The sequence below is a fragment of the Streptomyces sp. NPDC005151 genome (assembly GCF_053599875.1).
This window is the reverse complement of record NZ_JBSFYR010000032.1, coordinates 59,829-79,669: the sequence shown is the minus strand read 5'-3', so window position 1 is coordinate 79,669 and position 19,841 is coordinate 59,829. Positions and strand designations below refer to the sequence as shown.

Sequence of the window (19,841 nt, the reverse complement as noted above, 5' to 3'; positions counted from 1 at the left end):
CCGCGTCCTGGGCGACCGCACCCCCGCCGAGGCCATGAGACGCTGGTCAAAGGAACTCGCCTACCGCTGATTCGCAACGATCAGTGGAAACCGCCAGTGCTGCATGGCGGTCTTCATCGACGCCTTGTTGCAGACGGCGTCACCCGCCTCACTGCTGATCCTGTTCGAGGAGAGCGGCAGGGGGTACGGGGAGACCGCGTCGGACGCGGCGTCGACATCCGTGACCACGCCGTTCTCCAGGGCCGCGGCCGCTGTGAGGATCTTGAAGGTGGAGCCGGGCGGGAAGGTCTCGCGCAGTGGGCGGTTGGCCAGCGGCTTGCTCTTGTCCTCGACGAGCGCCTGGAACCGGTGGCCCTCCTTGAACGTGTTCCCGGCGAAGACGGACGGGTCGTACGAGGGGGTGGAGACGAGCGCCAGGACCTTGCCCGTACGCGGATCGAGCGCGACGACCGCGCCCCGGGCGCCGAGGTCGGTCAGTCCCTTGTAGCCGGCTTCCTGCGCCTTGGGGTCGATGGTGGTGATCACATCGCCGCTGCGGCGCTGCTCACCGGTGAGGATGTCCTTGGCGTGCCGGAAGGCGAACCGGTCGTCCTGGCCGCTGAGGATGGTGTCGTACGTCTTCTCCAGGAGGGACATGCCCTGCGCCTGGGAGGCGTAGCCGGTGACGGGGGCGTACATCGCGCCCTGCTTGAAGGTCCGCTGATACTTGAATTCCGCGCCGTCGACCGCTTTGGAGCCGGTGATCGCCTTGCCGCCGACGATGATGTCGCCGCGCGGAGTGGCGAACTGGGCGATCTGCACCCGGCGATTGTGCTTGTCGGTGGAGAGTGCCTCGCGCTGGAAGTACTGAAGCCAGTTCGTCCGCAGCAGCAGGGCCATCACCAGCAGCCCGCAGAAGATGGCTATGTGTCGCAACGGCCTGTTCATCGTTCCCCCGCTCCCCGGAACCGGTTTGATCTTCAGCAGTGGAAGATGCGCATACCGGGCGAACGGTTGCACCGGGGCGGGCCCGCGGAAGGGGGCGCGGGCCCGCCCGGGTGCCGCTGTCACCGGCTCCCGCACCATGAAACGCACTACGTCGCACTGACCGGGGAACGAATCCCCGGTCCGGCTCCTCTGTGGGGTGACGCATCCCGTCACCCGTTCTTCGCAGAGGAGCCGTCATGCGCCCGACCCGCCCCACCGCCACCCCCACCGCGCTCGCCGCCGCCATCGCCACCGTCCTGACCACGGACGCCCTGCTGCACCTCTTCTGGTCCACCGGCTCCACCTGGCCCGCACAGGACGTCACGACGCTCTCGTACGCGGTACTGGGCGCCGACGTGCCGTTCACCCCGCCGGTCCTGCTCCCCCTGGCCACCATGCTGCTGACCGGATCCGCACTGGTCGTGGCCCGCGCCCGGCTGGGCCGCCGCCACCGCCTCGGCCGTCTCCTGCAAGCCGCGACACTGGCCGTCGGCTGCGGTGCGGCAGTCCGCGGACTGGCGGGCGTCGCCTGGGCGTTCGGCGTACGGGCGGGTCTCGACGACGGGGCGGGAGACACGTTCTACTGGCTCAACCTGGCCCTGTACACGCCCCTGTGCCTGGCCATGTCCACCGCCGCGTTCCGACTGGCGGCGACGGACGACTCCAGAAAGAACGAGACCGCGACGGAGGAAGCCCCCGCCCGTGTCCGATGACCACGACCGCGCGGTGCCGCTGGTACGCGCCGCCCAGCGCGGCGACACGATCGCCATGAACGAACTCCTCGACCTCCTCACCCCGTACGCGGGCCGCATCTGCACGCCCATCGCGCTCGCCGACGGACCGGACGCCGTGCAGGAGACCCTGGTCGCCGTCTTCCGCGGTCTGCGGACGCTGAAGGAACCGGCCGCGCTGTACGGCTGGGTGCGCGCGATCGCCTGCCGCGAAGCGGTCCGTGTCGCCCGCCGCACCGCCCGTGCCGTCCCCGCCGACCTCACCTCGCTGCCCGGCCGCGGCGACCCGCAGCTGGCCGCCGACATCGACGACACCCTCGCCCGGCTCTCCCCCGAACACCGCGCGGTACTGGTCCTGCGCGACATCGAGGGCTTCGACGAACAGTCCGCCGCCGCACTGCTCGGCCTGCGCGTAGGCACCGTGAAGTCACGGCTGCACCGGGCCCGGGACTCCTTCAGAAAGGCCTGGTCGTCATGACCGACAACCACTCCGCCCCGGGCTCCGCCCCCTGGCCCACCGCAACCGTCCTCGACCCGGTCCGCCGCCTGCACGCCCTCGTGGCGGGCGTCCGCGGTGCCCGTGTCACCACCCGCGAGATCGCCGCCCCGTACGACACGATCGCCCCGCTCCTCGCGGACCTGGACGGCGAACTGGCCCGCCTGGTCCCGGACATGCGCGGCCTGCGCGTGACCCGTGCGGATGGCGACCGCATCGAGGCCGTGGCCGTGGGCCGCCTCGGCCTGCGGGCCCGCTTCGACGGCATCCGCCGTCCCGGCTGGGTATGGCTGCAGAGCCGCTTCCTGCTGATCGGCATGGCGGCCACTCCGTCCGCGACCGCCCAGGACCACACCCTGGTGGCGTTCACCGGCGGCGTACGCGTCCCGGGCCACGCCGCTCTGGTTCCCGTGGCCGTGGGGCGGGCGGGGCGACGGGTGCTGGGACGGCTGGAGGGGCGGGTGGCGGGGTGACCGCTCAGTCCTCGACGACGAGCGCCGGGGTCTCCTTCGTCAGCACCTCGCCGCGGAAGAACGAGGGGCTCCTGCGCTGCATCGCCACCATCAGCACCACGCCGAGCAGCAGCAGCCCCACGCCGATCACGAACACCGAACCGACCCCGAAGACCGACGAGCCGGAGCCGTACGCCGGGTCCCACATGTCGTAGAGGGTCTTGCCGAAGACGGCGGTGAGCAGGATGCCGCCGACGACCGGGAAGAGGCCCTTGAAGACCAGGTCGCGGGCGGAGCGGGTGAGTTCGGCGCGGAAGTACCAGGCGCAGGCGAACGCCGTCAGCGCGTAGTAGAAGCAGATCATGAGGCCGAGCGCGTAGATCGTGTCGACCAGGACGTGCTCGCTGACCAGGGTCATGACCGTGTAGAAGACACCGGTCGCGACGCCCGCCGTGACGGTTGCCCTCCCGGGCGTCTTGAAGCGCGGGTGGACCCGGGCGTACGAGGCGGGCAGGGCCTCGTACGTGGACATGGCCAGCACCGTGCGCGCCACGGGGATGAACGTGGTCTGGAGGCTCGCCGCGGCCGAGGCGAGGACGGCGACGAACAGCAGGATGCCGAGGCCAGGACCCATGATCGGGCCGGCCAGTGCGGCGAAGACGTTGTCGGAGGTGTCCGGGTTGGCCAGGCCGAGACCGGTGGTGCCGGAGCCGACGGCCATCTGGGCGGCGATGCCGGTCGCCAGGTAGGAGCCGACCAGGACGACCATCGCGATGAGTGCGGCGCGGCCGGGGGTTTTCTCGCTGCCGGACGTCTCCTCGTTGGCGGTCAGGCAGGCGTCCCAGCCCCAGAACATGAAGATCGACAGCGACAGGCCGGCGGTGAAGGCGGCGAAGGACTGCACCGCGAACGGGTTCAGCCACGACCACGAGAAGTGGACCGACGACGCGAAGTCGCCGCTCGCCCCCTTCTGCACCGCCATCGCCACGAACAGGGCGAGGACCACGAGTTGGAGCCCCACCAGTGCGTACTGGATGCCCTTTGTGGCTGTCATCCCCCGGTAGCTGATCGCTGTGGCGACCGCGATCAGGGTGAGGCAGGTGAGGATGTGGACGGGCTTGTTGTCGTCCAGGGCGGCGATCGAGTCGCTGCCGGTGATCTCGCCCGCGAGCAGCCAGAAGTACGAGGTCGCCACGCCTGCCAGGTTCGACAGGACGATGATCGTGGCGATGACCAGGCCCCAGCCGCACATCCAGCCGACGCGCGGGCCGAATGCCTTCACCGTCCAGGTGAAGGAGGTGCCGCAGTCCGGCATGACCTTGTTGAGTTCGCGGTAGGCAAAGGCGACCAGCAGCATGGGCAGGAAGCCGGCCAGGAAGATCGCGGGCATCTGGACGCCGACCTCGCCCGCGGTGGAGCCGAGGGTGGAGGTGAGGCAATAGACGGGGGCGACGGTCGAGATGCCGATGACGGCGCTGCCCATCAGACCGACGGAGTTGCCGCCCAGGCCCTTGCTGCGAACACCGCCGTCGGCCGGGGCGGTGCCCCGGCCCGTGTCTCCGGCCTCCGGCCGCACGTCCAACTGAGTCATAAAGAGGACGATATGCGCTGCGATATCCATATCCGGAGTGCGAGACTCCAGCGTCTCATCCTTGGATTGACTGGCCAATTATCGCCGAACGCAGGTGAATTGAATGTGAACATCGCAGATCGCCACTCAATTGATGGTCCCGCTCGATTGGATCATCGTACGAGAACCGCAGCACTGTCCGATTTATACTGATTCGAAATTTTCCCGCGCTTGTCCGTTATCCGGACGACCGCCCCGCCCCGATGCTCAGCCCGGCCAGACGATCGCCTGGAGTTCGCTGTACGCATGCAGCGCGTACGAACCCACGTCACGCCCCACCCCGCTCCTCTTGAACCCGCCGAACGGTGCCTCCATGTTCCGGCCGATCGTGTTCACCCCGACCCCGCCCGCGCGCAGCCGCCGCGCCACCCCGAAGGCCCGCGCCACGTCCCCGGACCAGACGTAGTCGATCAGTCCGTAGTCGCTGTCGTTGGCGAGTGCGATGCCCTCCTCCTCGTCGTCGAAGGCGACGACCACGACGACCGGGCCGAAGATCTCCTCCCGGACGACCCGCATGTCGTTGGTGCAGTCGGCGAGGAGCGTCGGTGCGACATAGAAGCCGCGGTCGTGTCCTGCCGGTCGCTCGCCGCCCGTGACGACCCGGGCGCCCTCCTTCCGGCCCAGTTCGACGTACGACTCGATGCGGTCGCGGTGGGCCGCGGAGATGACCGGTCCGACGACCGTCCCCTTCGCCGCCGGGTCGCCGACCGGCAGATGACCTGCGTACGCGGTGAGCCTCTCGATCAGCGCGTCGTGGACGCCCCGCTGGACGAGGACGCGCGTCGGAGCCGTGCAGATCTGGCCGCTGTAGAAGGAGAAGGTCGTGCCGATGCCCGCCACCGCCGCGTCCAGGCCGGCGTCGTCGAGGACGACCGCGGCGCCCTTGCCGCCCAGCTCCATCAGCTGCCGCTTCATCCCGCGCCCGCACACCTCGGCGATGCGCTGTCCGACCGCCGTGGAGCCGGTGAAGCTGACCATGTCGACGTCCGGGGAGTCGACGGCCGCCTCGCCCGCCGCGGGGCCCGAACCGGTGACGACGTTGACGACGCCCGCCGGTACGCCCGCCTCCGCGAGCGCCTCGGCCATCCGGTAGACGGAGAGCGGGTCCTGCGGGGCGGGCTTCACGACGACCGTGTTGCCCATGGCGAGCGCGGGGGCGACCTTGCCGGCCGGGTTGGCCCAGGGGTTGTTGTACGAGGTGATGCAGGTGACGACACCGACCGGCTGGCGTACGGCGAGTGCGCCGAAGACACCTGCCCTGCCCATCGGTCCGGCCTCGTTGATCTGCGGGGGGATCGCCTCCTCTACCGGCTCCAGGGCGCCCCTCGCGTACCGCCGGAAGCGGGCCGCGCCGACGGCGGCCTGCATGGACCGGGCCGTTCCCGTCGTCGCGCCGCTCTCCGCCCGGGCGAGTGCGGCGTTGGCGGCGAGGTCGCGCTGCATCAGATCGGCGGCGCGGTCGAGGATCGCCGCGCGCTCCTCGGGGCGGGTGCGGGACCAGGCGGGGAAGGCTTCGCGGGCCGCGGCGGCCGCCGCGTACACCTGCGCGCGGCTCGCCTCGGGCGCGAGACCGACGACGTCCTCCGTGGCCGGGTTGATCACCTCGTAGTGACCGTCGTCGGGTTCGGTCCACTCGCCGCCGATGAAGAGGCGCTGGGGTGTGGTCACTGGGTGCTCACCGTCCGGGTGTCGCGGCCGGAGCGGAGCACCGTGCCGGGGACCGCACCGGTCACCTTGTCGTCGCGCAGCGTCTCCACGCCGTTGACGCGGACCGACACGATGCCGATGGCCTTGGAGTCGAGGCGCGGGCTGTCGCCGGGCAGATCGTGTACGAGGGTGGCGGGCCCGGCGTCGATGCGTTCGGGGTCGAAGAGGACGAGGTCGGCGTGGAAACCCTCCTGGATCCGGCCGCGGTCGCGCAGCCCGAAGAGCCGGGCGGGGTCGTCGGTGAGCATTTTGACGGCGGCGGGCAGGGAGACGAGTTTCCGGCCGCGCAAGCAGTCGCCGAGGAAACGGGTGGTGTACGGGGCTCCGCACATCCGGTCCAGATGGGCGCCCGCGTCGGAGCCGCCGAGCATGACGTCCTCGTGTTCCCAGGTCTGCTGCCGCAGCGCCCAGGAGTCCGGATCGTTGTCGGTGGGCATGGGCCACAGCACCGTACGGAGCTCGTCGGCGGCGCAGATCTCGACGAGGCAGTGGAAGGGGTCCTGGCCGCGCTCGGCGGCGATGTCGCGGACGACGCGCCCGCTGAGCCCCTCGTTCGCCGCACTGTACGTATCGCCGATGACGTACCGGCCGAAGCCGGCGAGGCGCCGGAAGACTCCTGCCTCCTTGCTGTCCGCGCGGCGGAGCATCTCGGCGCGGGTGCCGGCGTCGCGGAGCCGTTCGATCCGCTCGGGGACGGGGAGGGAGAGGATCTCGCCCCAGCCGGGGATGAGATTGAGGGCGCAGAAGGTGCCGAGCGACATGTTCATGGGGGTGAGGATCGGCATGGTGAGGGCGACGATCCGGCCGCCCGCGCGGCGGGCCCGTTCGCTGGGAACGAGCTGGCGCGGTACCCGTTCGGGGACGGCGGCGTCGATGGTGAGGACGTTCCAGTTCAGCGGGCGTCCGGCGGTCGCGGTCATGTCGACGAGGAGGTCGATCTCGTCGTCGGAGAACTGGTCGAGGCAGCCCGCGACGATCGCTTCGAGCTGGGTGCCTTCGTGTTCGCCGACGGCGCGGGAGAACGCGAGGAGTTCCTCGGGGAGGGCGTGCCGGGAGGCGACGGGCCTGCCGTCGCCGTCGGAGTGGGTGGCGGACTGGGTGGTGGAGAGCCCCCACGCCCCGGCGTCCATGGCGTCGTGGAGGAGGCGCAGCATCGCGTCGAGCTGGGCGGGGGTGGGCTGTCCGCCGACCGCGTCGGCGCCCATGACGTGCCGTCGCAGGGCGCAGTGACCCACCATGAACCCGGCGTTGACCGCGATGCGTCCTTCGAGGGCGTCGAGGTACTCGCGGAAGCTGGACCAGGACCAGTCGACGCCTTCCTCCAGCGCCTTGAGGGCCATGCCCTCGACCTTGGACATCATGCGGCGCGTGTAGTCGGCGTCCTCGGGCCGGCCGGGGTGGAGCGGGGCGAGGGTGAAGCCGCAGTTGCCGCCGGCGACGGTGGTGACGCCGTGGTTCATGGACGGGGTGGCGTACGGGTCCCAGAAGAGCTGGGCGTCGTAGTGGGTGTGGGGGTCGACGAAGCCGGGGGCGAGCACGAGTCCGGTGGCGTCCTGCGAGGTCGCGGACTCCTCGGTGAGGGTGCCGGGCTCGGCGACGACGGCGATGCGGCCGTCGCGGATGCCGAGGTCGGCGGTGTACGGGGGAGCGCCGGTGCCGTCCACGACGGTCGCTCCGCGGATGAGGTGGTCGAGCATGACGGGTTCCCTTCTGCGGTGGGTGTGCAGCCGGGGTGCGTACGACCGCGGTACGCACCCCGGCTCGCGGAGCGACGGTCCGGGAAGACGCCGCTCGTCTCTTCAGCCCTCCGGCAAAATCAAGCCCCGCCGGCGTTTGAGGCGCGGGGGTCCGGGGGGCGGAGCCCCCGGGGCCTGCGCCGCAGACGAGGCTGGGATTCCGGGCTCAGCCGGAAAATCAAGCCCCTCCGGCGATTGAGGAGCGGGGGTCCGGGGGCGGAGCCCCCGCCTACGCCGCCGCCCGGAACCGCGAGGTCCGATGCACCGGATCCGTATCGATCTCCGGAATCACGTGCTCACCGATCAGCCGGATCGAGGTCATCGTGTCCTCGGGACTGATCCCGATCGGCAGCCCGAAGCTCAGCTGATCCGCCCCCGCCTGCTCCCACCGCTTGCACTGCCGCAGCACCTCGTCCGGATCCCCGCAGATCATCAGCTCCTCGGCGATCAGCAGTTCGATGATCTCCTCGCTGTACTCGGGCAGCAGCTCCGGCCACTGCGGAATGCCCTCGGGCCGCGGGAACGTGTCGTGGTAGCGGAACAGCAGCGACTGAAGGTAGTTCAGCCCGCCGCCGGCCGCGATCTCGACCGCCTTGGCGTGCGTCTCGGCACAGATGGCCGTGGACGTCACCATGACGTTGTCGTTGACGAAGCCACCGACCGGCTCCGCGTCCTTGACGGCCGTCTTGTACGACTCGACGACCCACTCCATGTCGGAGACCTTCTGCACGCTGAAGCCCAGCACGCCGAGGCCCTTCCGGCCCGCCATGGCATACGAGGACGGCGACCCCGCCGCGTACCACATTGCCGGGTGGGACGTGCCGTACGGCTTCGGCAGGATCTTGCGGGGCGGCAGCGACCAGTGCTTGCCCTGGAAGCCGACGTACTCGTCCTGGAGCCACATCTTGGGGAACTCGGCGATGGTCTCTTCCCAGAGTTCCTTGGTGTGGTTCATGTCGGTGATGCCCGGCATGAACCCGAGGATCTCGTGGCTGCCGGCCCCGCGCCCCGAGCCGAACTCGAAGCGGCCTTCCGACAGATGGTCGAGCATGGCGACCTTCTCGGCCACCTTCACGGGGTGGTTGACGGGGGCGAGGGGGTTGAAGATGCCGGATCCGAGGTGGATCCGTTCCGTGGCGTGCGCGAGGTACCCCAGGTACACGTCGTTGGCCGAGAGATGCGAGTACTCCTCCAGGAAGTGGTGCTCGGAGGCCCAGGCGTACTTGAAACCGGACCTGTCCGCCTGGATGACGTACTCGGTCTCCTCGATCAGCGCCTTGTGCTCTGCCTCGGGGTCGGCCTCGGCGCGCGCGGCGGGCACGTACCCCTGTACAAACAGCCCGAATTCCAAGGAGGTTCACCGTCCTCAATCATTTCTGACACCTCGTCAGATTGTGATGCGACCGACTGTTCCACCGGCCGCCCGACCCGTCAATACCTGACACATCGTCAGCTCTTGGTGTACTCAGAACAGACTGACCCCGGCCAGCCACCCGCCGTCGATGACGAACGGCTGCCCGGTGATGTACGAGGAGTCCTCCGAGGTCAGGAAGAGCGCCAGGGCCGCGACCTCCTCCGGCTGCCCGATCCGCCCCAGCGGCACGAGCTTCCTGTAGAGCTCCGCCACCGCCGCCCGGGACTCCTCCGGGTCCGCGGCGGGATCGAGTGCGGCCGGGTTGGTCATCGCGGTGTCCACGGCCCCCGGGCACACCGCGTTGACCCGTATCCCCTTGCTCGCGAGCTCCACCGCCGCGACCCTGGTCAGCCCGAGCACGGCATGCTTGGTCGCGGCGTACGCACCGACGAAGGCCATGCCGGTGAGTCCGGTGTACGAGGCGGTGTTGACGATCGTCCCGCCGCCCGCGGCCTCGATCTCCGGCGCGACGTTCTTGATCCCCAGGAAGGCGCCCACCTGGTTGACCTGCACCACCTGCTGGAACTCCTCCAGAGGGGTGGTCACCAGTTCGTTGAACCGGAGAATCCCCGCGTTGTTGACCAGGCCGTCGATCTTCCCGAAGGCGTCCCTGGCGGCGGCGACCGCGCCCTGCCACTCCTCCTCCCGGCTCACATCGAGATGCACGAACCGGGCGACCCCCTCCCCCAGTTCCTTCGCCAGGGCCTCCCCCTGGTCGTCGAGCACATCGGCGATCACCACCCGGGCGCCCTCCGCGACGAAGAGCCGCGCCTCCTGCTCGCCCTGCCCGCGCGCGGCGCCGCTGATGAGGACGACACGCCCATCCAGCTTGCCCATGCCCGTACTCCTTACTGCCGGTCGAGGTAGGGAGCGACATCGGCGGCGAACGCCGCCATCTGATCGGTCAGTTCGCTGCGGCTCCGGGTGCGGAACCGCACCTGGATCTGATGCACCCCCATCGCCCCGTACGCGCGCAAGGACTCGGCGAGCGCCTCCGGCTTCCCACTGAGCGTGCGCCGCCCCACGGCCCACCCCGGCTCCCCCACGTACAGCGGCTCGGTGATGGCACCGACGGTCAGCGGCGCCTCGATACCGGCCTCCTCCCGCAACACCCGCACCCTGGCGATCTGCTGCGGCAACCGGTCCCTGGGATCCCCCTGCGGCAGCCACCCGTCACCCCGCAGCGCGGCCCGGCGCACCGCGGCGGGCGAGGAACCGCCCACCCAGACCGGCACCCGCTCCTGCGCGGGCCGCGGCCGCTGCCCGAGCCCGCTGAACGAGAACCGTTCCCCGGCGAACTCCGGGTACTCCGCAGGCCCGAGCGCCGCCTTCAGCGCGTCGATGGTCTCGTCGAGCACGGCGCCGCGCCCGTCGAAGTCCGCCCCGAGCGCCTCGAACTCCTCCCGCACGTGCCCGGCCCCGACCCCGAGGATCAGCCGGCCGCCGGACAGATGGTCGAGCGTGGCGTACTGCTTGGCGGTGGCGAGCGGATGACGCAGCCCGACGACGGCGACATGACTCATCAGCAGGACACGCTCGGTGATCCCGGCGAGAAAGCCGAGGGTGGCCACCGGGTCGTACCAGACGGTGCCCATGCCATCGGCGAGCCGCCGCGGAATCGCGACGTGGTCGCAGCTCGCCAGATAGGCGAAGCCGGTGCGGTCGGCGGTGCGGGCGATCTCTGCGAGATCACCGGGCCCGGCCGAGGCCTCCCACGCTTCCGTATAGATGGTGCTCTGCGACTGGACCGGGAGCTGCATCCCGTACGACAGCCGCCCGGCGGGCAGTATCGGCACCGGGTCGCCTCCCTTCCTCCGCTTCCACCCCGACCGGCTCTGACACTTCGTCATTTTTCGAGGCGGGTGCCATCGTCGTACCTGACGATGCATCAGACAAGAGGGGGGAGAAGAACGACGGATCCGTCACCCCGACCGGTCGCCGGACCGCCGGAAATGCCGTCCTCAAGGACATCGGCTGAGGCCGGCGGTCCGTGAGTGTCAGAGGTACGCGGTACGGTCCCCACCACTCGCCCCGGACCGAGGAGGAGCCATGCCGACCAGGTGGACCGTGACGCTCGACTGCGCGCAGCCGACCAGGCTCACGGAGTTCTGGGCGCTCGCCCTCGGCTACGTGCCGAAGCCTCCGCCCGCCGGTTTCGGCAGCTGGGAGGAGTGGTTCGCCCACCACGGTGTCCCGGAGGAGGAGTGGGACGACGGCGCGTACCTGTGCGACCCGGACGGCGTGGGGCCGACGCTGTCCTTCCCCAAGGTGCCGGAGCCGAAGGTGGCGAAGAACCGGGTTCATCTGGACGTACAGGCCGGCGGCGGCCGGGACACACCGTGGGAGGAGCGGTGGCCGCGTGTCGTCGAGGCGGTCGAGCGCCTGACCTCGGCAGGTGCGACGGTGGTGCGCGAGCACGACATGGACGGCAGGCCCGATCACGGGGAGATGGCCGACCCGGAAGGCAACGAGTTCTGCGTGCTCTGACTCCGGCTCCGTCAGTCCATGCGTGATCCACCGGGCGACGTCCGCGCATCGCGGCGGAACTGTGCTGTCCCGTCCCGCGCACCCGCTTGCCCCGGCGGTCCCGTTCGCCCCCTCCCGGGAAACGGACGGGACCACCCACCGGACCGTCAGCAGGTCGGAATGACCGTGCCATTGTTGTCGCGCGCCTCGTCGTTGCCCCAGCGCGAGAGGTAGTACGCGGAGACGTACGCGCCGCGACCGTTCTTGCCCGCGTAGACCGTGTCCAGGTCGGTCTTCAGCCACCAGTGGTTGTAGGCGCTGCCCGAGCGACCTGGGCGCCCCACACCTTGCAGTAGACGTAGTTCGTGCCCGCGTTCAGTACGCCCTGTGCGTCAACGGTGTTGGCTGCGGCGTAACCCGTCGCATTGGCGAACGTGTCCACCCAGTACTTCCCGCCACCACAACCGTTGTCGCTGGTCAGGTACTTGCTGTAGTACGAACCGGGGTACGGGGCCAGCGACTGGCCGTTGATCGCGATGGTCTGTCCGACACCGTTGTACAGCTGCTCGTAGTGGATGTGGGCGCCGGAGCTGTTGCCGGTCGTGCCCGTCACGCCGATCTGCTGGCCCTGGTTGACCGAGGCACCGTCGGCGACGGAGTAGGAGGCGAGGTGGAAGTAGTAGGTCTGCCAGCCGCCGCCGTGGTCGATCACGATGTAGTTGCCCGCGCCGCTGGGCTGGGAGTAGCGGTGTGCGGTCCCGCCGGACGAGGCGAGGACCGGAGTCCCGGCGGTGGCACCGCCGTCCGTGCGGACGAAGTCGAGCGCCGATCTGACCTCCGCCGAATGGTGGCTGTAGGTCCAGGTCTGGCCGCAGGGGAACGGTGCCTTGAAGTTCGGCGCCGCTGCGGCGGGAGTTGCCGTGAGCAGTCCTGCGAGCAGAGCCACGAGGGCCAGCAGGGCGATACGTAGGGATCGCATACGTCCTCCGAGTCGAAATCCGGGCGTGGAGTGCGGTGCGGGGCATCAATCCGGGTTGAACGGACTCAAGGGTGCCGGAGTTTCAGCCTCCCCCATAGACCCACTGGGCCCAGAGGACGTATGCGTAGGGCCCAAAGTCGCGAACAGGCTTTAGTGGTGGCCTACTTCCGGGATGCCGCGTGCCGTGCGGGAGGAGCCCTTGGCCCGTCGTACGAAGAGGACTTCCGCGGCCGTCGAGTGGCCGGTTATGCCTCCGTCGAAAGTCGGGTCTTCCGGAGCCCGGGATCACCCTGTGGTGGGGCAGCGGTTCCCCCCTGCGCGCGATGTTCCCGCACAGCCGGATCCGTAGCGTCTTCACCATGATCAGTCCTCGCAGCCGGGCCACGGCCGCGGCGATCGCCCTGGCCGTCCTGCTCGCCGCACCCTCGACCGCCTTAGAGCCTGTCGGGTGACCTCTGATCGGGCGGCCACGCCCTGGCACGCACGCTTCCCGCGTTGCCGAAATGCCCTAGTAGCTCCGCTACGAGGGCCTTCCGGCGCCTTGGAATCGCACGCACCAGACCGCGTCCGCTTTCCGATCGAAGGTCACCCGACAGGCTCTTAGCCGCCCCGGGTCCCGGAACCCGTCCCGATGCGCCCCCTGCGGCACACGCCGCCACCGAACCGTCGCTGGAGGTTCCCAGGCCGACCGGACCCTACGCGACAGGCCGGGACACCCTGCATCTGACCGACTGGAGCCGCCCGGACCCCTGGGTCCCGGCCGTAGGCGCCCGGCAGTTGATGGTGTCGGTCCACTACCCGGCCCGTCCCGCCAGCGGCACGACGACCGCGCCGTACATGACCACGGACGAAGCCCGGCTGATGCTGGCGTCCCGGGGCCTGGAGGACGTGATCCCCGCGACCACGGTCAGCGCCACCCTCACCCACGCCCGCCTGGCCGCCCGCCCGGCACACGGCCGGTTCCCGCTGGTGGTGCTCTCCCCCGGCTTCGGCACTCCGCGGACCACGCTCACCGGTCTGGCCGAGGACCTGGCCAGCCGCGGCTACGTCGTCGCGACGGTCGACCACGCCTACGAGTCCACCGGCACGACCTTCCCCGGCGGGCGCCTGCTCACCTGCGCCGCCTGCGAACAGACCACGACGGCGACGGGCAGGGCAGCCGTGGCCACGGGGCGGGCCAAGGACCTCTCCTTCGTACTGGACCGGCTGACCGGTCGTCACCCGGCCTGGCCTCACGCCCACATGATCGATCCGCACCGGATCGGCATGGCCGGTCATTCCATCGGCGGCAACGCGACCGCCTCGACCATGGCCGCCGACCACCGCGTGCGCGCCGGGGTTGACATGGACGGCACCTTCTTCGACCCGGTCCCCGCCGGCGGACTCGACGGCAGACCGTTCCTGATGCTCGGCACCGCCTCCGACCACCATCCCGGCGGTGAGGACGAGAGCTGGGACGAGGGCTGGGCGCGGCTGGACGGCTGGAAGCGCTGGCTGACCGTCACCGACTCCGGCCACTTCACCTTCACCGATGTCCCCGCGCTGGCAGGCCAGTTGGGCATGGTCGACCCCGAGGCACCGCTCTCCGGCGAACGCTCAATGCGGATCACCCGGGACTATGTCGCGGCCTTCTTCGATCTCCATCTGCGGGGCACGCCCCAACCGCTCCTGGACGGCCCGACACCGGACAACCCCGAGGTCGGGTTCCAGCAGCCCTGCCCCGCGAACGGGGCACGTCGCGTCGCATACGCACGTGGCGCTCAGAGCCCGAGTACCACGTGCGTGCGGTAGTGGGGGCACCGGGTGAAGTCGTCGTGCTCGCAGTCCAGCGCGCACTCGACCAGGTCCAGCGAGGCCTGCACGGCAGCGATACGGGTGCGCAGCCGCGCCGCCTCACCGACGAGCACCGCCCGACGCTCGGCGGGGTCCGCGGCGGAGACCAGAACCCGGATCGCATCCAGGCCGAGACCCGCCTGCTTGGCCCGGACGACGACCGCGACCCGGGTGAGGTCGTCCGTACCGTAACGCCGTCTTCCCGCACCGTCCCGCGCAGGTGTCACGAGCCCCACCGCTTCCCAGTGCCGCAGCACATGCGCGGGCAGCCCGAAGCGCGCCGCCGCGTCCCCGATGCTCAGCAGAGTCCCCGCCTCGCTTGACTTCATGCCGACATTAAGTCGCAGCCTGGCGGCCATGGACAAGCCCCGGACCACATCCCCGACCGCACCCGTGCCGGCCCCCCTGGCCACGCCTCCCACCACCGCATCCGCCACGCCTCTCGCCGCGCTCCTCGATGCGGCCGAGCGGATCCCGGGCGCCGCCGCGCTCCGACGCCACAGCTACGAACTGCTCCGGGCAGGAGCGGACACCACCGTCGTCGACATCGGCTGCGGGACCGGAACCGCGGTCGCCGAGCTGTCCGCGCACGGTGCCCGCGTCATCGGCGCGGACCTCGACGCGCGGATGGTCGCCGTCGCCCGGGAGCGGCTCCCCGGCGCGGACATCCGGAGGGCGGACGCGTACGCCCTCCCCTTCCCCGACCGCTCCCTGCACGGCTACCGCGCCGACAAGGTGCTCCACGCCCTCGCCGACCCCGCTGCCGCACTGCGCGAGGCGCGGCGCGTACTGATCCCCGGCGGGCGGGCCGTCCTCATCGGGCAGGACTGGGACACCTTAGTCATCGACTCCGACGACCCCGTACTCACCCGCACCGTCGTGCACGCGCGGGCCGACACCGTACCGAGCCCCCGGGCCGCCCGCCGCCACCGGAATCTGCTGCTGGACGCAGGCTTCGAGGACGTCGTCGCTGAGGTGTGTACGGCAGTCCTCACCGACGCCGCGGCGCTGCCGATGCTCACCGGACTGGCAGAAGCGGCCAGGGACACGGGCGCACTCACCGCCGCGGAGGCCTCGGACTGGACCGCGGACCAGCGCGCACGCGCCCGCACGGGCCGGCTCTTCCTCGCCCTCCCCCTCTTCGTCGCCGCGGGCACCGCTCCCTGAGGTGCCGGCCCGCGCCCGCACAACGGCGAGCGCCCCCGGTCCGTCATTCGACGGACCGGGGGCGCTCGGCGGAAGCTGTGGTCGTTACGCGGCGACCGGCACGCTCACCTGCTGCTCAGCGTCACGCGCGTCATGCTCATCGACCGGTGACGACTTCGCCGAGTTGTACGCATCCCGGTCGAGGATGCCCTCACGTGCGGCAACAATCAACGGTGATACAACCTGCCCGGCCACATTGGTGGCCGTACGCATCATGTCCAGGATCGGGTCGATGGCCATCAGCAGACCCACACCCTCCAGCGGCAGACCCAGCGTCGACAGCGTGAGGGTCAGCATGACCGTCGCACCGGTGAGACCGGCGGTGGCCGCCGAGCCGATCACGGAGACGAACGCGATCAGGATGTAGTCACCGACACCCAGCTGCACGTCGAAGATCTGGGCGATGAAGATCGCCGCCAGCGCCGGGTAGATCGCGGCGCAGCCGTCCATCTTCGTGGTCGCCCCGAACGGGACGCTGAAGCTCGCGTACTCCTTCGGGACACCGAGACGCTCGGTGACCTTCTGGGTGACGGGCATCGTGCCGACCGAGGAGCGGGAGACGAAGGCCAGCTGGATCGCGGGCCAGGCGCCCTTGTAGAACTGGACCGGGTTGACCTTGGCGACGGTGGCGAGCAGCAGCGGGTACACACCGAACAGCACCAGGGCGCAGCCGATGTAGACGTCGGCGGTGAACGTCGCGTACTTGCCGATCAGGTCCCAGCCGTAGTCCGCGATCGCATAGCCGATGAGGCCGATGGTGCCGATGGGGGCCAGGCGGATGACCCACCACAGGGCCTTCTGGAGGAGCTCCAGGATCGACTCGCTGAGAGTGAGGATCGGCTGGGCCTTCTCGCCGAGCTGGAGCGCGGCGATACCGGCGACGGCGGCCATGAAGACGATCTGCAGGACGTTCAGCTCGGTGAACGGGGTGATCACGCTCGTAGGGATGATCCCGGTGAGGAAGTCGAGCCAGGAGCCCGCGTGCTCCGGCAGCTTGCCGTCCTTCGGGGTCAGGCCGGTGCCCGAACCCGGGTTGGTGATGAGACCGATCGCGAGGCCGATGGCGACCGCGATCAGCGAGGTGATCATGAACCAGAGCAGTGTGCGGCTGGCCAGCCGGGCGGCGTTGTTGACCTTGCGCAGGTTGGTGATCGACACCAGGATCGCGAAGAAGACGAGGGGGGCGACGGCCAGCTTCAGCAGCTGGACGAAGAGGTGGCCGACCTTGTCGAGCGTGGTGTAGAGCCAGCTGATGTCCTGGCTGCGGGCGAGCCACCCGAGCAGCACGCCGAGGACGAGACCGGCGACGATCTGGGCCCAGAACGGGACCTTGGGTATACGGAAACCGGAGCCGGACGGCTTGCCGGTGCCGGCGGTGGCGGACGCGGGATTCGCGGACACGGACACACTCCTGATGTGACGCATCGGGGCGCACGGAAACGAGACGGGGGGACGGGGGTGCGGCGCCCGCGTCAGGGGCGGCGCCGCTGCATGGTGCCGGTTCGACGTTGCGGCTAACAGACCGCGGACATACAGCGGCAGAGATCGACATGCAGGCGCGCCACGAGCGGAATGCTCGCCGAACGGCGAGGGCGCACAGCTGTCTTCATGTCGAACACGTTAACACTTGAACTTTGAGAGCCTCAAAGGTCTTCTTTGGGGGAACCATGACCTGCCCGGACCCGGGGAACGGCGAAACCCCAGTACAGGAGCGGGAAGCTCGGTACTGGGGTTCCGAAGAAAACCTCTGCGGGTGTGAGGAACCTTACGTATCCCTCGCGCGGCCCTCACGGGCTCCACGCGCTCGCTACGCGGCGTCGTCCTCCTGGCCCTGGTTCGCCACCAGCCGCGCCTTGGCGCGGTCGATCCTGGGGGCGATCTGCGCGGACATCTCGTCGCGCTGCTTGCGCAGCAGGACGTAGCTGAGGGGCGCGGAGAGAAGCAGGGCCAGCAAGACGATCCACATGACGTTGGACCCGCCGAGCCCGGAGGGCAGCAGACCGTAGGTGACAGCCACGGCGACGACGACGAGGCAGCCCACGAAGATGCTGAGGCGCATCAGGGTGTACCGGATCGTTGCGCTCGGCTTGGCAGCGGACACGGCTGGCCTTCTCTCTACGTACGACAATCCTGCCCGACCAGTGAAGCATGCCCCGAAATCGATCACTTCGGCGGGCAGGATCAGCCCGAAGACCCCTGCGGTCGGTCCAGCGGGAGCAGCATGATGATGTCGTCGCGGTCGTCCCCGTCGGCGCCCCGGATCGCGTCCGGCACCCGCCCGTACCGAATGGGTGGCTCAAGAACCGTCCAGTACGCGAGAAAGCCCCGGCCGGGGACGGCGGCCGGGGCTTTCGTACGGAGCGGTACGCAGGGACGTGCCGGACGTCAGACGCGCATCGGCTGCGGCGCCTCGCGACGGTCCGCGTCCGGCCCCGGGTACTCGCGGAGGATCTCGTACCGGGTGTTGCGCTCGACAGGGCGGAAGCCCGCGTCCCGGATCAGGTCCAGCAGGTCGTCACGGCCGAGCTTGTTCGGCGTGCCGTAGTTGTCCGCATCGTGCGTGATCTTGTACTCGACGACCGAGCCGTCCATGTCGTCCGCGCCGTGCTGCAGCGCGAGCTGGGCGGTCTGCACGCCGTGCATCACCCAGAAGACCTTGACGTGCGGGACGTTGTCGAAGAGCAGACGCGAGACCGCGAAGGTCTTCAGCGCCTCGGCGCCGGTCGCCATCGTCGTCCGCGCCTGGAGCTTGTTGCGGACCTTGCCGTCCTTCATGTCCACGAAGTCGTGCTGGTAGCGCAGCGGGATGAAGACCTGGAAGCCACCGGTCTCGTCCTGCAGCTCGCGCAGTCGCAGCACATGGTCGACGCGGTGACGCGGCTCCTCGATGTGCCCGTACAGCATCGTCGCCGGGGTCTTCAGACCCTTCTCGTGCGCGAGGCGGTGGATGCGCGACCAGTCTTCCCAGTGGGTGTTGTGGTCCACGATGTGCTGGCGGACCTCCCAGTCGAAGATCTCCGCGCCGCCACCGGTCAGCGACTCCAGACCGGCCTCGATCAGCTCGTCGAGGATCTCGGAGGCGGAGAGCCCGGAGATGGTCTCGAAGTGGTGGATCTCGGTGGCGGTGAACGCCTTGAGGGAGACCTGCGGCAGAGCTTCCTTCAGCGCGCTGAGGGAGCGCGGGTAGTAGCGCCACGGGAGGGTGGGGTGCAGCCCGTTGACGATGTGCAGCTCGGTGAGGTTCTCGCCCTCCATCGCCTTCGCGAGGCGGACGGCTTCCTCGATGCGCATCGTGTACGCGTCCTTCTCGCCCGGCTTGCGCTGGAACGAGCAGTACGCACACGACGCGGTGCACACGTTCGTCATGTTGAGGTGCCGGTTGACGTTGAAGTGCACGACGTCACCGTTCTTGCGCGTGCGCACCTCGTGGGCGAGGCCGCCGAGCCAGGCCAGGTCGTCCGACTCGTAGAGGGCAATGCCGTCCTCGCGGGTCAGCCGCTCCCCTGCGCGGACCTTCTCCTCCAGCTCGCGCTTGAGCCCAACGTCCATGCGGCTGCCTCCCAGATGTCTCTGACGTGCTGTGCGTTCCACCGGATTCCGCCGTGACACCGGCAGAAGCCCCCGGTCCCCCGGGGGCTCCACCACGTTACGCCTAGGACTCCTCGGGGAGTTCCCCGACCCGGTTCTCCCACTTGGTGGAGAGCACGATCGTCGTACGGGTCCGGGAGACGCCCTTCGTGCCGCTGAGCCGGCGGATGGTCTTCTCCAGGCCGTCGACGTCACCGACCCGCACCTTGAGCATGAACGAGTCGTCGCCCGCGATGAACCAGCACTCCTCGATCTCGGCGAGGTCCTTGAGCCGGCGCGCGACGTCCTCGTGGTCGGCGGCGTCGGAGAGTGAGATGCCGATCAGGGCCGTGACCCCGAGCCCGAGCGAGGCGGCGTCGACAGTGGCGCGATAACCGGTGATGACACCGGCGGTTTCCAGCCGGTTGATGCGGTCGGTAACGCTGGGCCCGGAGAGCCCGACGAGCCGTCCCAGCTCGGCGTATGAGGCCCTGCCGTTCTCTCTCAGGGCCTGGATGAGCTGCCTGTCCACCGCGTCCATATGACTGAAACCTTCCATTGTTCAGCAGTACCGCGAGTTTACGTGTAGAATCTAAGGCACACAGAGCCAACGCCCTGTAAATCTTTCAGATATTCCAAGAAGTGCTTTCGAATCCTC

17 protein-coding genes and 3 pseudogenes are annotated in these 19,841 nt (G+C 69.7%); 6 read left to right on the top strand and 14 right to left on the bottom strand.

Translation table 11 applies throughout. From position 1 onward, the window contains the following. Positions 1 to 96: 96 nt before the first annotated feature. A pseudogene (locus tag ACWD6R_RS19185) lies at positions 97 to 927 on the bottom strand (penicillin-binding transpeptidase domain-containing protein); the annotation flags it as partial. Positions 928 to 1,163: 236 nt separating this feature from the next. Between ACWD6R_RS19185 and ACWD6R_RS19180 the strand changes: the two are divergent. The 3 genes from ACWD6R_RS19180 to ACWD6R_RS19170 are packed head-to-tail and all read left to right on the top strand — an operon-like array spanning position 1,164 to position 2,666. Beyond that, positions 1,164 to 1,679: a DUF3995 domain-containing protein gene (locus ACWD6R_RS19180; protein WP_451819759.1), complete on the top strand. Its 516-nt coding sequence runs from the start codon at positions 1,164 to 1,166 to the stop codon at positions 1,677 to 1,679. Then, positions 1,669 to 2,175, top strand: coding sequence for an RNA polymerase sigma factor (locus ACWD6R_RS19175; protein ID WP_451819758.1), 507 nt, complete (start codon positions 1,669 to 1,671; stop codon positions 2,173 to 2,175). The genes ACWD6R_RS19180 and ACWD6R_RS19175 overlap by 11 nt, the downstream gene beginning before the upstream one ends. After that, complete coding sequence (locus ACWD6R_RS19170) at positions 2,172 to 2,666, top strand: hypothetical protein (protein ID WP_451819757.1); 495 nt, start codon at positions 2,172 to 2,174, stop codon at positions 2,664 to 2,666. Before ACWD6R_RS19175 ends, ACWD6R_RS19170 begins: the two co-directional genes overlap by 4 nt. Before the next feature lie 4 nt (positions 2,667 to 2,670). On the opposite strand, the gene ACWD6R_RS19165 is transcribed toward ACWD6R_RS19170, so the two are convergent. From ACWD6R_RS19165 to ACWD6R_RS19140, 6 genes are all read right to left on the bottom strand, one after another. Then, on the bottom strand, positions 2,671 to 4,236 hold the full coding sequence (locus ACWD6R_RS19165; RefSeq protein WP_451819756.1) for an APC family permease: 1,566 nt from the start codon (positions 4,234 to 4,236) through the stop codon (positions 2,671 to 2,673). Between the two features lie 246 nt (positions 4,237 to 4,482). Then, complete coding sequence (locus ACWD6R_RS19160) at positions 4,483 to 5,943, bottom strand: aldehyde dehydrogenase family protein (protein WP_451819755.1); 1,461 nt, start codon at positions 5,941 to 5,943, stop codon at positions 4,483 to 4,485. Beyond that, positions 5,940 to 7,679: an N-acyl-D-amino-acid deacylase family protein gene (locus ACWD6R_RS19155; RefSeq protein WP_451819754.1), complete on the bottom strand. Its 1,740-nt coding sequence runs from the start codon at positions 7,677 to 7,679 to the stop codon at positions 5,940 to 5,942. The genes ACWD6R_RS19160 and ACWD6R_RS19155 overlap by 4 nt, the downstream gene beginning before the upstream one ends. Positions 7,680 to 7,947: 268 nt before the next feature. Continuing rightward, a complete protein-coding gene (locus ACWD6R_RS19150) occupies positions 7,948 to 9,069 on the bottom strand; it encodes an LLM class flavin-dependent oxidoreductase (RefSeq protein WP_451819753.1) in 1,122 nt (373 codons plus the stop codon). Positions 9,070 to 9,183: 114 nt separating this feature from the next. After that, positions 9,184 to 9,969, bottom strand: a complete 786-nt coding sequence (locus ACWD6R_RS19145; protein WP_451819752.1) for an SDR family NAD(P)-dependent oxidoreductase — start codon at positions 9,967 to 9,969, stop codon at positions 9,184 to 9,186. An 11-nt stretch (positions 9,970 to 9,980) separates the two neighbouring features. After that, positions 9,981 to 10,928 (bottom strand): LLM class F420-dependent oxidoreductase, encoded by a 948-nt coding sequence (locus ACWD6R_RS19140; protein ID WP_451819751.1) that lies wholly within the window; start codon positions 10,926 to 10,928, stop codon positions 9,981 to 9,983. A gap of 253 nt (positions 10,929 to 11,181) precedes the next feature. Between ACWD6R_RS19140 and ACWD6R_RS19135 the strand changes: the two genes are divergently transcribed. After that, positions 11,182 to 11,619, top strand: a complete 438-nt coding sequence (locus tag ACWD6R_RS19135; protein WP_451819750.1) for a VOC family protein — start codon at positions 11,182 to 11,184, stop codon at positions 11,617 to 11,619. 146 nt (positions 11,620 to 11,765) lie between these two features. On the opposite strand, the pseudogene ACWD6R_RS19130 reads toward ACWD6R_RS19135, so the two are convergent. Then, positions 11,766 to 12,577, bottom strand: a pseudogene (locus ACWD6R_RS19130) (M23 family metallopeptidase). Positions 12,578 to 13,123: 546 nt separating this feature from the next. On the opposite strand from ACWD6R_RS19130, the gene ACWD6R_RS19125 reads away from it, so the two are divergent. Beyond that, on the top strand, positions 13,124 to 14,368 hold the full coding sequence (locus tag ACWD6R_RS19125; protein WP_451819762.1) for an alpha/beta hydrolase family protein: 1,245 nt from the start codon (positions 13,124 to 13,126) through the stop codon (positions 14,366 to 14,368). Here ACWD6R_RS19125 and ACWD6R_RS19120 read toward each other — a convergent pair. Further along, positions 14,338 to 14,739, bottom strand: a complete 402-nt coding sequence (locus ACWD6R_RS19120) for a MerR family transcriptional regulator (protein ID WP_451819749.1) — start codon at positions 14,737 to 14,739, stop codon at positions 14,338 to 14,340. The two genes, ACWD6R_RS19125 and ACWD6R_RS19120, sit on opposite strands and share 31 nt — an antisense overlap. 28 nt (positions 14,740 to 14,767) lie before the next feature. Here ACWD6R_RS19120 and ACWD6R_RS19115 point away from each other — a divergent pair, with 28 nt between their 5' ends. Further along, a complete protein-coding gene (locus ACWD6R_RS19115; RefSeq protein ID WP_451819748.1) occupies positions 14,768 to 15,577 on the top strand; it encodes a methyltransferase domain-containing protein in 810 nt (269 codons plus the stop codon). Between the two features lie 84 nt (positions 15,578 to 15,661). On the opposite strand, the gene ACWD6R_RS19110 is transcribed toward ACWD6R_RS19115, so the two are convergent. The 5 genes and pseudogenes from ACWD6R_RS19110 to ACWD6R_RS19090 all read right to left on the bottom strand — a co-directional run bounded on the left by ACWD6R_RS19110 (position 15,662) and on the right by ACWD6R_RS19090 (position 19,724). Continuing rightward, complete coding sequence (locus tag ACWD6R_RS19110) at positions 15,662 to 17,017, bottom strand: dicarboxylate/amino acid:cation symporter (protein ID WP_451819747.1); 1,356 nt, start codon at positions 17,015 to 17,017, stop codon at positions 15,662 to 15,664. Positions 17,018 to 17,423: 406 nt separating this feature from the next. Next, positions 17,424 to 17,717: a DUF4229 domain-containing protein gene (locus ACWD6R_RS19105; RefSeq protein WP_451819746.1), complete on the bottom strand. Its 294-nt coding sequence runs from the start codon at positions 17,715 to 17,717 to the stop codon at positions 17,424 to 17,426. Between the two features lie 80 nt (positions 17,718 to 17,797). Next, positions 17,798 to 17,896: pseudogene (locus ACWD6R_RS19100) on the bottom strand (GNAT family N-acetyltransferase); the annotation flags it as partial. A gap of 105 nt (positions 17,897 to 18,001) precedes the next feature. Then, entirely contained in the window at positions 18,002 to 19,165 is a 1,164-nt protein-coding gene (gene mqnE, locus ACWD6R_RS19095) for an aminofutalosine synthase MqnE (RefSeq protein ID WP_451819745.1), read from the bottom strand. A gap of 103 nt (positions 19,166 to 19,268) precedes the next feature. Next, positions 19,269 to 19,724, bottom strand: a complete 456-nt coding sequence (locus tag ACWD6R_RS19090) for an Lrp/AsnC family transcriptional regulator (protein ID WP_451819744.1) — start codon at positions 19,722 to 19,724, stop codon at positions 19,269 to 19,271. Positions 19,725 to 19,841 lie beyond the last annotated feature (117 nt).